Here is a 12,470-nt window from a genome sequence, read left to right as displayed (position 1 = left end):
CTCTGTCGCGATGACGATCAACCGCGGACTGTGATTACCACTGCATCGACCCACCGATACCAAACGCCGTACCACCCGCACTCAAACTCGCACCGGCTCGCACCTTGATGTTTTCGGTGATGCGGGCGGTGCCGCCAATCGCCGTTGCCTGGTAGCCGCGATACGATCCGACGCCTACGCCAAGCGACAAAGTCTTGCCCTTGTCGACGTCGGGAATCATCGTCAGTGCGGTAGCCGCTGCCACACCCGAGTACGCGTTACGAGCAGTCTCGTTGACGCTCTGCTGCAATTGTCCAAAGCGCTGATCCGTGTAGCCATTCGCCTGCGAAAGCGCGGAATTGAGCTGATTCACGTTCACCGCGTCAGTACCGCCCACGCCGCTGCCGACGTTGGTCATGCGCCGCTCGTTGCCCACCGAGCCAACCGATACGGTGTTGTCTTCAGATGCAACCGAGTTGTTGCCCAGCGCGACCGAGTCCGTGCCGCTTGCGTGCGCACCGTTGCCCAGCGCGGTACTGCCCGTGCCCGACGCAACGCTGCCACTTCCCGCCGCGGTCGCGTTGGCTGCATTCGCGACTGGTGCCTGGTAGGTGGACGGATTGCCAGCAATCAGTGACCCGTTAGCGGACGAAGCGTTGTTACCGGCGCCACTCGAGGGAGTCGGCGCAACCGGTTTGATACTGTTCGACAGCGAGCTCATCGCGGCTTGCAACTGGCTCAGGTTCACCGCATCGGTGGCCTGCGTACCGGCGGCGACATTAGTGATCTGGCGCAGCGAACCGGCGAGACCGACCGATACCGCACCCAGCGCCGTCGTAAAGTTGGCGCCAGAAATCGGGTCGGTGAATGTTCCTGCCGCACGGTTTGCGATGGAGCCCGAGCCCAATGCAACGCCACCCGCTGTCGTCACGCTGGCATTCGCGCCCAATGCGAGCGACGAGCCGCCCGTTGCGCTTGCGTTCGAACCATACGCGGCATCCTGAGCGATGGTCGCATTCGAACCGGCGACGCCCGCCACCGCACCGGTGCCTTGCGCAATGCTGTTATCGCCATTCGCGATCGCATTCGAACCGGTCGCGATCGAACCGTTACCCGTCGCGCTTGCCGACGGACCGATCGCTACGCTGTCGGTGCCGGTCGCGCTGCTGTCTGGTTGCGTCGAGTTCGCGTGGAAGTACTTGATGCCGGCACCGCTATTGATGTTCTGCACGGAGTTCGTGACCGAATCGATCGCCTGGTTGGTCGCATTCAGTTGCGCGCCGTTGACCGCATCGGTGCTGGTTGCATTGACCGCACCGGCCGCTACATTGGTGATCTTCTGCGGCGCGCTGCTACCGTGGCTCGCGTCGTACGCACCCAATGTGCTGTTCCATTGCAAGGCGTTCTGCTGCAGGCCGTTGATGTTCGATGCATTCGTCGACACGTTGCCTTGCAGCGTCGTGACGTTCGCTTCCGTCGTCGTCATCCGCTTGCCGAGACCCGTTACAGCCTGATTCGTCGCATTGAGCTGCGAGCCGTTCACGGCGTCCGTGCTCGTTGCGTTGATCTGTCCGGCTGCGACGCTGGTAATCGTGCGTTCGTTGCCTGCTGTACCGACGCTGACGGTGCTCGTCGGCGACGTGCCGGCGAACTTGTAGGTCGTACCGTTGATCGTCGTGTTCTTCGTACCGACAGCGGTCGACGTCGTCGAGCCCGCGCCGAGTGCGACATCGTTTGCGTTGTTTGCAGCGCTACCGAGGCCGATTGCAACGGCCGCCGAACGCGATGCGCTTGCCTGACCGCCAATTGCAATTGCGTCCGCTGCGCTCGCTTGCGCACCACGGACCGCATTGCTACCGATCGCGACAGCGCCCTTACCCGAAGCGACCGTCGAATTCGCAGCCGACAGCGGCGTCGTACCGTCACCGCCCGCACCGCCGATCGCCACAGAGTTCGTCGCGCTCGCCACACTGCCGAAGCCGACTGCCGTGCTTGCCGTGCCGGACGCATTCGCCTCGGTGCCGGCCGCCGTGCCCCATTTTCCTGCGGAGGTCATGAAGCCAAAGGCCGAGCCGCCTTCACCGGTGACCTGGGAATATCCGCCATAGACGGTTGCGGCGAGCTGTCCATTGCCGCTCGCGTTGCAGCCGGCGACGGTCGAATAGGTTCCGGACCCGTCGGTGGGTTGCGCACTCTCGCCGGGTACTCCAGATCGCCCAACGGCGCTGAGACCCGCTGAATCGCATGCTTCGTTGGACTTGAAAGTGTTCGCATGGGCGGGCACAGGAAGCCCGATGAAAAGTGCCGTCGCCACGATGGCGAGTACGCTTACCTCGAACGGCGGACGCGGTGACACCGACGTGCCACTGGAATTCCGGACGATGCGTCCATGAGCAGCTGTCGTGTCTTGATTGTTCGTGCCGATGGTCTTTTCAACGGCGATCAGTCGGTTCAAAAAGGCTTTCATCTCGATCTCATTAACATTGGTTGATGTAACAGTGGCGAAAGATAAATGAGATAGGAATGAAAGATTGCAAAGAAACGCAAGATCGGCGGCGGGTAATTGTTAGATCTTGCCAGGTGGCGCTTAACAATCGCGGTGGCACGGGCCTGAGAGCCAGTAAACGCGAGGGTTTCCGGGCAACGCTCGGTCCCCTGGTCGAGGCGGATCAGCAGCGGTGGATTTCACGAATTTCCCGACAGGCCTGTGTGCCGGGAGCGGGAGCTATAAGGTTGGTTATTTATATCAACACGAATCAACGGAAATCAACGAGCTAGATGTGGATTCGAGGATGGCCTTGCTCCGAGCGTCGCAAATGGAAATCAGGCCACCTTCCTGCGGTATTTGTGGTTTTATCTTGCATTTTGCGTCATCGTAAGGCACACTAAACCCACATCGAGTAGCAAAAACACACGTAATACCGGACAGATATCAACATATGTCAACAAACATTCCTCAACACGCACGGGTTGTGATCGTCGGTGGCGGCATCATTGGCTGCTCCGTTGCCTATCACCTGACCAAGCTGGGCTGGTCCGACGTCGTGCTGCTCGAACAGGGCCAACTGTCCTGTGGCACCACCTGGCATGCGGCCGGTCTGGTCGGCCAACTGCGTGCGCAGGAAAGCATGACGAAATTGATTCGCTACTCGACTGCGCTCTATGCCGAGCTGGAGGCCGACACCGGTCTCGCTACCGGCTGGAAGCAATGCGGTTCGCTATCGGTTGCGCGCACGGCTGAACGCATGACGCAGCTCAAACGCACGGCCGCGGTCGCACGCGCCTACGGCGTGGCGTGCGACGTGATCGGTCCGAAGGAAGCCGGCGATCTGTGGCCGGTGATGCGCACCGACGATCTGCTCGGCGCGGTCTGGCTGCCCGGCGACGGCAAGGCGAATCCCACCGATCTGACACAGGCACTCGCACGCGGTGCACGCACGCGCGGCGCACGCATCGTCGAGAACACACGCGTGACCGCGATCCATACGCGGCAAGCCGAAGCGGGCCGCGAAGTGAGTGGCCTCGCGTGGCGCAACAAGGACGGCGAAGAAGGCACCATTGCCGCGGACATCGTCGTCAACTGCGCGGGCCAATGGGCGAAGGCGATCGGCCGGATGTGCGACGTGACTGTGCCGCTGCATTCCGCCGAGCACTACTACATCGTGACCGAGCGCATCGCGGGCGTGCATCCCGACCTGCCGGTGATGCGCGATCCGGACGGCTACATCTATTTCAAGGAAGAAGTGGGCGGCCTCGTGATGGGTGGCTTCGAGCCCAACGCGAAGCCCTGGGGCATGAATGGCATTCCGGAAAACTTCGAATTCCAGTTGCTGCCCGATGATTGGGATCAATTCCAGATCCTGATGGAAAACGCATTGCAGCGCGTGCCCGCGCTCGAAACCGCGCAGGTCAAGCAGTTCTACAACGGGCCGGAATCGTTCACACCGGACAACAACTTCATCCTCGGCGAAGCGCCTGAATTGCGGCGCTTCTTCGTCGGTGCCGGTTTCAATTCGATGGGGATCGCGTCGGCGGGCGGGGCAGGGATGGCGCTTGCCGAGTGGATCGTCGCGGGCTCACCGACGATGGATCTCTGGCCCGTCGACATCCGTCGCTTTGCACGCTTCAACGGCAACGACACGTGGCTGCATGATCGCGTGAAGGAAACACTCGGCCTGCACTACGCGATGCCGTGGCCGAATCGCGAACTCGATACCGCGCGGCCGTTCCGTCGTTCGCCGCTTTACACGTTGCTGCGCGACGAGGGTGCGTACTTCGGTAGCAAGATGGGCTGGGAACGCCCGAACTTCTTCGCGCCGAGCCCGGCTGAAGCGCGCGTCGAATATGGATTTGGCCAGCAAAACTGGCTGCCGTGGAGCGGCGCGGAACATCGCGCGTGCCGTGAGGGCGTCGCGTTGTTCGACATGACATCGTTCTCGAAACTGCTCGTCAAGGGACGCGATGCGGAAGCGGTGCTGCAAGGCATCGTCGCTAACGATGTCGCCGTGCCGACTGGCACGACTGTCTATACCGGCATGCTCAACGAGCGCGGCAACTACGAATCCGATTTCACGTTGACCCGTCTCGCCGACGATCAATACCTGATCGTCACCGGCTCGGCCCAGACCACACGCGATTTCGACTACATCGAAAAATCGATTCCGCACGACAAACACTGCACGCTCGTCGATGTGACGGGCCAGTATGCGGTGCTCGCGGTGATGGGGCCGCGCGCTCGCGACCTTTTGCAGAGCGTGTCGAAGGCCGACTGGAGTGCCGCAGCCTTTCCGTTCGGCCAGAGCCGCGAAGTCGATATCGGTTACGCGACTGTTCGCGCGACACGCCTGACCTATGTCGGTGAGCTGGGCTGGGAACTCTACGTACCGGTTGAATTCGCAGCCGGTGTGTACGAAACGCTGCACGCAGCAGGCAAACCGTTTGGTCTCGTCAATGCGGGCTACTACGCGATCGATTCGCTGCGTATCGAGAAGGGATATCGCGCGTGGGGCCGTGAGCTCACGCCTGATTACAACCCGTTCGAAGCCGGTCTGTCGTTCGCGTGCAAGCTCAACAAGGACATCCCGTTCCGCGGTCGCGAGGCATTGCTTAAGCTGCGCGACGAACCGTTGCGGCGTCGTATGGTGGTGCTCACGGTCGATGGCGCAAGCGATCGCATGGTGTGGGGCAGCGAAGCGATCCTGCGTGACGGCAAACCGGTCGGCTTCGTGACCTCGGCGGCTTTCGGGCATACGCTCGGTTGCCCGGTAGCGATGGGCTACATCAGCAATCCGGACGGTGTCGCCGACGCGGCTTACCTGAACAGCGGCCACTACACGATCGACCTCGCAGGCGAACTGCTGCCCGCCACGGTGCATCTGAAAGCACCCTACGATCCGCGCTCCGAGCGCGTCAAAAGCTGATCGAACGGAACTTTCCCATGGCCGCGCCTGCAAACAGCTACATCCTGAAACTGTCGTGTCCGGACCAGCCCGGTATCGTCAATGCCGTATCGGCGGCGTTGCTTGAATGCGGCGCCAACATCGTCGATTCCGCGCAGTTCGGCGACCGGCGCACCGCGCAATTTTTCATGCGCATGCATTTTCAGTTGCTCGCGAGCGATGCGACGTATGACGATCTATGTGCGAAGTTCGAGCCGCTTGCGCAACACTGGAACATGCAGTGGCAGATCGGCGACGCATCGCACAAGCCCCGTGTGCTGCTGATGGTGTCGAAGTTCGGGCACTGTCTGAACGACCTGCTGTTTCGCTACCGCACCGGGCAGCTGAACATCGAAATTCCTGCGATCGTGTCGAATCACAAGGACTTTTATCAGCTGGCTGCGAGCTACAACATTCCCTATCATCACTTCCCGTTGTTGAAAGCGACGCCTGAATCGAAGGCCGCTCAGGAAGCGAAGATCTGGGACGTGATACAGGATCAGGCGATCGATCTCGTGGTGCTTGCGCGCTATATGCAAGTGCTATCCGCCGATATGTGCGAGAAGCTCGCAGGCCGCGCGATCAATATTCATCATTCGTTTCTGCCGAGCTTCAAGGGCGCGGGGCCGTATCAGCAGGCCTACGATCGCGGCGTCAAGCTGATCGGCGCAACGGCTCATTACGTCACCACCGATCTCGACGAAGGACCGATCATCGAGCAGGCCGTCGAGCGCGTCGACCACGCGATGGATCCGGACGATCTGACGATGATCGGGCGCGATGTCGAATGTGTCGCGCTGTCGCGGGCAGTGAAGTGGCATCTCGAGCATCGGGTGATCATCAACGGGCACCGGACGGTGGTGTTCCGCTGATCTTCACCTTCGTGCTCAGGTCGATGGCCTCGTCGATGTGAGACCTGTCGGCGGCCCGTCGATCGCTGTCCACCCACCGTCCACCGACAACGAACTGCCGGTGATATAGCTTGCCGCATCGGATGCGAGGAAAGCGATCGCCGCACCCACTTCAGAGGGCTGGCCCCAGCGGTTGAACACGGTGTGCGCCGCATAGACGTCGTAGATATCGGCGCGTTCCTTGATCGGCGCGGTCAGCTTCGTCTCGATGATGCTCGGCATGATTGCGTTCACGCGCACGTTATAGGGTCCCACTTCCGCGGCAAACGCTCGCACCATCTGCGCGATGCCGCTTTTGGACGCGGCGTAGATGCCAAGGCCTGGCTCGATGGTGACCGCACGCATCGATGAACACGCGATGATGCTGCCGGAGCCTTGCTGTTGCATCGGACGTCCAAAAGCGCGCAGAAAGTGGAACGTGCCTTTCAGGTTTAGCGTCATGACACGGTCGTATTCCTCTTCCGTGTAATCCATGATCAGCTTGCGGATGTTTAGCGCGGGCGTGCTCACTGCAATGTCGATCACGCGGCGTGTGCGCACGACATCGGCGGCTAGCGCTTCGATCTGCTTGCCATCCGCGGCATCGACCTTTAGCGCTAGCGCTTCGCCCACACTGTTGATCTCGTCGGCCGTTGCCTTTGCGCCGTCGATGTCCGCATCGGCGCAGACCACATACGCACCGAGACTGCCTAGCGCCTCCGCCGCAGCTCTGCCGATACCGGACGCCGCACCGATCACGACCGCCGTCTTCCCGCTGAGATCAAACAGTTTTCGATAGTCTTGCATGGTCGGCTCCGAGGTCGCCCGACTGGGTTGGGCAATGAGGTAGGCGGTGTTCGTTCATAACATTCGCGCCTGGTCAAAGCGAGTCGCGTTCTTCGAGCAGCTCGGCATACTCTCTCGCAAAGCGATGCACATCGCCAGGCCAGCGCGCCGATACATAGCGGCCGTCGCGCACGACGAAGGCTGGCCGTTCGTCGCTGTCGCTATCGCGTGCGATGCCATCGGTCTTGCTGCGATGATCGGGCGCATCGCGTGGGACGTCGAGAAAATCTTCGGGGCGGGCCAGTTCGCGCGTCACTTCCTGCTGAACCGACATATAGCCGGCGGGCTGTCCTGGCGACTCATTGTAGGTGCGGTAATAACCGGGATCCCAGAAGCGCGTGAAGCGCGTGAGCGATGCGGCCTTGTGTTCCAGTGCCCACGTCAATGCCGTGGTGCGCAATCCATACAGTACGGATCGCCCATCGGGGCGACGGCTGCGAGCGGCCAGCAGTACGCCGTGACAGATTGCGCCGATCGGCATTCCGGCAGCAAAGCATGCGGCGGTTACCAGTTGCAACTGTTCGCTCTCGAGATACTCACGCATGCCGCGCGCCCGGTGACCGCCCGGCAGCACCAGACCGTCGAAACCGACGATGTCGATCGCATCCCAGCGCAGCGGATTCTGGAACGCTGCGTCCGCGCGGAGTTGCGCGTAAGCGTCGCGTGCATCGCGCCGTGCCCGCAGTATCAAACCGACCAGCGGCAGGCACCGTAACCCCGGAATCCAGCCCCATGGGTCGAGGCCGCGGCCATCGATCATTAACTGATCGCATTCGGCGGGACGGCCGTCCGGGGTGGCGAAACTGACCCGGTGTCCACGCGCCCGCAGAATCTGCCAGCTCACGGCCACTTCGCTGGGATCGGAATCGCGGGACGGGAGCGGCATCAGGATATGTGCCATGGTGCGTTGCGCGGCATTGGCCGTCATAAGAATTTTTCCTCTCAGGAGTTTGAATGCGCCGCGCATGCCTGTCAGGCGATGGCGGCGCTACAGACCCGGGTTCGAGCGTCGGTCCTTATGACGATTGTGCCTGAGTCTCCAGACGGCTTACCAGTCCACCGCCGGATCGATCCGGCGCATTCCCCACGTTGAGTTTTGCGGGCATGTCGCGCACGGGGCACAAGGATTGCTGATAACCGGTGAGAGCGGCGACGGGTTGCTCGAATAACGAACCGGAAGGAGGCACGCCATGTTGGGAACAATCTTGATCGTCGTATTGATACTGGTGTTGATCGGTGCATTCCCGACCTGGCCACACAGTCGTTCCTGGGGATATGCGCCTAGTGGCACGTTAGGCGTTGTACTGATCGTGCTGGTTGTGTTGCTTCTTTTAGGGCGGATATAAGCGGGCTCGGTGCGCCGCTGGGCGTGCGATTGTGGATCCCGCAGGGTCGCAATCAACCGGCGGCGCGTCGTTGCGCCAGTTGATCGAGGATGCGTGTATGCGCGGACCGGTCGAGTCGATACAGCAGCATGAGCAGCACCCCGGCAATGGAAAGAAGCGCGGCGCCTGGCCCATAGGCTAGTCCGAGCACGGCGACCGTCTCCGGGCGCAGCACGACCTCGATACCTGCTTGCGCCGCAGTGCCGCTCGGCAATCCGCTGAACTCGAGCACAAGGCCTGCAATCAGCGCACCGCCGCCCGTCGCGACTTTGCTGGCGAACGACCAACCCGCAAAGTAGAGTCCTTCGCGTCGGTGGCCGAACAGGTATTCGTGTTCGTCGGCGGCGTCGGCGAGCATCGACGAAGCGGCGATTGCCGCGGCCGTCAGAGCAAGCCCACCGATCGCAGCGTTCGCGACGAGCAGCAGCGTGAGCGGCCGGCCCTCCAGTGCAAGCCATCCGACGAGCCTTAGCGTGGCGGGCAACGCTTGCGTGGCGATCAGGACGCACACGCTGAGCAACAGCATTCGCTTCTTGTCGAAGCGTGGCGCGACGAGGCCGATCAGCGGCGCGCCGATCAGCAGCCCGCAAAAATACGCGACCGTCACGAGCTTGATGCTATCGGCATGGAGTCGCCAGAAATAGGTGTTCGCGTGCAGACCGAGCGACATCGCGACGCCCTGCGCCGCAAAGAACAGCGCCGATGCACCGAACAGGATGCGAAACGACCGGTTGCGAAAAATCTCGGCGACGCCGGCGAGCAATGCACGCAACCAGTCCGAGCGATCTTCGGTAACCGGATGCGCGCGATGCCGCAGCTTGAAGCTGCCCCATATCGCGATCAGCGCACCGACCGTCGCCACGGCCGCGCATGTCAACGCGAATGGCGCATACGCGGCACGATGCGAAAGGCCGCCCGCACCTTTGAAGAAGAAACCAAAACCGATCAACACCGCGGCGAGTGCACCGATCATGCCGAGACCCCAGCGCCACGCGGCGACCTTCGATCGTTCCGCGTAGTCGTCAGTCAGTTCCGCACCGAGCGCGAGATACGGCAGATTGAACAGCGATACCGACAGACGCAGCATCACGGATAACAGAAGCAACATCACGAACAGCGTTGTCGCGGACACGCCGGCGGGCAGCGAGAAAATCAGTACGAACGCAACCATCGCGAGCGGCAGGCCCAGCAGCATGAACGGCAGACGCCTGCCGAGCCGCGAGCGCCATCGGTCGGAGACGGAGCCTATCAGCGGGTCCAGCACGGCATCGACGACCAGCCCAGCCGACAGCGCGAGTCCCGCCGAGCCCCCGGGCACGCCGCATACGGCGGTGAAGTAGAACAGCCCGAACACGGTCAACGCGTTGTTGGTTACCGTGTCGACGAACGAGCCTGCGCCATAGGCGATTTTGGGGCCGAGCGGTAGTGGAGCGTGCCTCGCTGCGGTGGTGTCGACGGGGGTGTTCTGCGTGGTCTCGGTGGTGCTCATGAGAAATGCCGATCCCTCGCTCGATATGCTCGCGCGATGGCCTGTAGGGGCACGCGGGTAGGGCGAATTTCTTTGGCGGTCGGCACGATCAGATTCGATGCAGTTGATGACGTTGCTGGGAGAAAAAGTGTTCTTCGCGATGGAAAGGCTGTCAGGAAGATCTTTTACAGTACGTTTGTGGCAAACGATCACCTTATGCACGCACCTTACTTCGTACGCCTGGTTTTCGCCTTTGCACCGGATGCATTGAGCGCGACCGCAGCAAGAATCAGCGCCTTGAACGCTTTCGCGTCAATCTCTTCTCCTTCGTGGATGTCGATCGCGCGCCTCGTGTTTCCCTCAAGGCTTGAGTTGAAGAGCCTGGCCGGGTCTTCCAACGAAGCCCCCTTGGCGAAGGTCAGCTTGACGATCGCCTTGTAGGACTCGCCGGTGCAAATGATTCCGTCGTGCGACCAGACCGGCGTGCCGCGCCATTTCCATTCTTCTACGATGTCCGGGTCTGCGTCCTTGATGAGCTGACGCACCCGGCTCAAGGTCGCTCCGCGCCAGTCGCCGAGTTCGACGATTTTCTGGTCGATCAGCTCAGACGCAGGCTGGCTCTCGATTGAATCCGGCTTTGTCATGTCTCCTCCTTGAAGCGTGTTAGTCGTCGCCTTGCGCCACGATCGCACCGGTAATGCCATGACGCGCCAGCGATGCCGCGACAAACCCCGATGCTTTCATCTCTTCGACGAACTTCGACAGATACGCGGCCGCTTCATCGCCCCTGGCCTTGGGCACGCCCATCGCCTGGCGGATCACCATGAACCGTTGATCGAGTATCCGCAATCCATCGGTTTTTGCGGCATCGCTTTCCAGCTGTTGCTTGACGCCTGCGGCCACGTCCAGATGCTGATCGAGAAATCCTTGCACCACGGCAGGCGACAGCGGAATCCGCACGATCGTCGCGTGATGCAACTCGCGCGTGAGGAACAGATCGTACGCGCTGTCTTTGCCAACCGCGACCGTCACACCGGGTTGATCGACCTGATCGTTGGTGGTAATCGGTGACGTGTCGCGCACCAGATAAAAACCTTCGATCAACACATACGGCTTCGTGAAACTGATTTCCTGGCCGCGCTTCGGATCGACGGCGAAGAAGCCGACATCGGCGTTGCCTTGATTGACGTTATCGACGGACGCACCCGCCGACTTGACCACGACGAGTTGCAACGGCACACCGAGGCGGCTGGCGAGTTCGGTGGCGAGATCGACCGATACGCCGACTGCTTTGCCGGTCGCCGGGTCGATGCTGGCCAGCACCGGGTTCCCGAGATTGATCGACGCGCGTAGCGTGCCGTGTGGCGCAAATACTTTCGTCATGGATTCACCTGCATGCTGTGTGGTTTGTGCGAATGCGGAAGCGGGTAGGACAGTACCAACTGTCAGCGAGACAGACAGCGTCACCATGAGAGCCACCCAGCGTTTCATTGTAGAAAGCTTTGTCATCTTCGGATGCCTTTATTTAGCGGACACGCATGGTCTTCTGCAGGCGTTTGTCGGATCGATTGCCGTATCTTCGGTGAAAAGAATCGCATGCAGCTGCGGAATGTCATTGCAGACTCCACGGGAATATCCGACAGCGAACTCGTGTCTCCTCAGTGCATGCCGTACCATGTTCGCTTCGTGAGTCGCCATTCTCCCCACGCCTGCTGTCAAGAGGAACCGCAAGTGCAACTGATTCTGCGCCGTTTGCAACTCACTTCCGGTGTGGTGATGCTGGTCTACGTGTTTCTCCATCTGGTCAATCACGCGCTCGGCATCTGGTCGCTCGATCTTGCCGGACAAGGCCTCACGCTTGCCATCCGACTCTGGCACAGCGTGCCCGGAACGATCCTGCTTTACGGTTCAGCTGCCCTGCATTTTTCGCTGGCTATCCATACGCTTTATGGGCGTCGCCACTGGACACTGCCACTCACTGACTGGATCCGTCTTTGGGCTGGGCTCAGTCTTCCGCTTCTGCTCATTGGGCATGCGGTGTCGACGCGCCTGGCTGCCTCGCTATACGGCTTCGAACCGAACTATGAACGGATCGTGACATCGCTGATTACCGGCGGCACGCAAGGCTTGCAACTCGCGCTGCTCGCGCCGGGCTGGGTGCATGGTTGCCTTGGACTGTGGTTGCGCTTTCGACATCACGAGAGGGTGCGCCGTGCGAAACCGATACTGCTGGCTGTGCTGATTCTTCTGCCGCTGTTGTCGGCAGTCGGGTTCATTCAGATGACCCGCGCGGTCGAAGCCGCCCATGCCATCCTGCCAGCGCTCGACCCGACACTGGTCCAGCATCGTCTTTCTCTCGATGCATGGCGTCACAATCTCCTCGTGCTCTACGTGTCGCTGATCATCGGTGCTGTTCTGGCCGGCCACTTGCGTAACTGGATCGAGCGTCGGGCCGCGTAGTTGC

General features: G+C 61.2%; 10 protein-coding genes. 4 read left to right on the top strand and 6 right to left on the bottom strand.

Going from position 1 to position 12,470, the window contains the following annotated elements; genetic code table 11:
- Positions 1-34: 34 nt before the first annotated feature.
- Positions 35-2,446: a YadA family autotransporter adhesin gene (locus tag BWP39_RS32485; protein WP_096720514.1), complete on the bottom strand. Its 2,412-nt coding sequence runs from the start codon at positions 2,444-2,446 to the stop codon at positions 35-37.
- Positions 2,447-2,918: 472 nt separating this feature from the next.
- Between BWP39_RS32485 and BWP39_RS12365 the strand changes: the two genes are divergently transcribed.
- Both BWP39_RS12365 and purU read left to right on the top strand, forming a co-directional pair.
- Positions 2,919-5,399: a GcvT family protein gene (locus BWP39_RS12365; protein WP_096720512.1), complete on the top strand. Its 2,481-nt coding sequence runs from the start codon at positions 2,919-2,921 to the stop codon at positions 5,397-5,399.
- A 17-nt stretch (positions 5,400-5,416) separates the two neighbouring features.
- Positions 5,417-6,289 (top strand): formyltetrahydrofolate deformylase, encoded by an 873-nt coding sequence (purU, locus tag BWP39_RS12360; RefSeq protein ID WP_096720510.1) that lies wholly within the window; start codon positions 5,417-5,419, stop codon positions 6,287-6,289.
- Between the two features lie 15 nt (positions 6,290-6,304).
- On the opposite strand, the gene BWP39_RS12355 is transcribed toward purU, so the two are convergent.
- On the bottom strand, positions 6,305-7,114 hold the full coding sequence (locus BWP39_RS12355; protein WP_096720508.1) for an SDR family NAD(P)-dependent oxidoreductase: 810 nt from the start codon (positions 7,112-7,114) through the stop codon (positions 6,305-6,307).
- 73 nt (positions 7,115-7,187) lie between these two features.
- Positions 7,188-8,081, bottom strand: a complete 894-nt coding sequence (locus tag BWP39_RS12350; protein ID WP_207556780.1) for a type 1 glutamine amidotransferase domain-containing protein — start codon at positions 8,079-8,081, stop codon at positions 7,188-7,190.
- A gap of 262 nt (positions 8,082-8,343) precedes the next feature.
- On the opposite strand from BWP39_RS12350, the gene BWP39_RS12345 reads away from it, so the two are divergent.
- The gene (locus tag BWP39_RS12345; protein ID WP_091010927.1) at positions 8,344-8,499 is read left to right on the top strand and encodes a DUF3309 family protein; all 156 of its coding nucleotides are present in this window, start codon (positions 8,344-8,346) and stop codon (positions 8,497-8,499) included.
- Positions 8,500-8,551: 52 nt separating this feature from the next.
- Here BWP39_RS12345 and BWP39_RS12340 read toward each other — a convergent pair whose 3' ends face one another.
- From BWP39_RS12340 to BWP39_RS12330, 3 genes are all read right to left on the bottom strand, one after another.
- Complete coding sequence (locus BWP39_RS12340; RefSeq protein ID WP_096720506.1) at positions 8,552-10,027, bottom strand: MFS transporter; 1,476 nt, start codon at positions 10,025-10,027, stop codon at positions 8,552-8,554.
- A 206-nt stretch (positions 10,028-10,233) separates the two neighbouring features.
- Positions 10,234-10,650, bottom strand: coding sequence for a DUF1801 domain-containing protein (locus BWP39_RS12335; protein ID WP_096720504.1), 417 nt, complete (start codon positions 10,648-10,650; stop codon positions 10,234-10,236).
- A 19-nt stretch (positions 10,651-10,669) separates the two neighbouring features.
- Positions 10,670-11,389, bottom strand: coding sequence for an ABC transporter substrate-binding protein (locus BWP39_RS12330; protein WP_207556779.1), 720 nt, complete (start codon positions 11,387-11,389; stop codon positions 10,670-10,672).
- Positions 11,390-11,737: 348 nt separating this feature from the next.
- Between BWP39_RS12330 and BWP39_RS12325 the strand changes: the two genes are divergently transcribed.
- On the top strand, positions 11,738-12,466 hold the full coding sequence (locus BWP39_RS12325) for a hypothetical protein (RefSeq protein ID WP_207556778.1): 729 nt from the start codon (positions 11,738-11,740) through the stop codon (positions 12,464-12,466).
- The last annotated feature ends 4 nt before the right edge of the window (positions 12,467-12,470 follow it).

The organism is Paraburkholderia acidicola, from assembly GCF_002362315.1.
GTDB lineage: Bacteria > Pseudomonadota > Gammaproteobacteria > Burkholderiales > Burkholderiaceae > Paraburkholderia > Paraburkholderia acidicola.
This window is presented reverse-complemented; position numbering and strand designations above follow the sequence as displayed.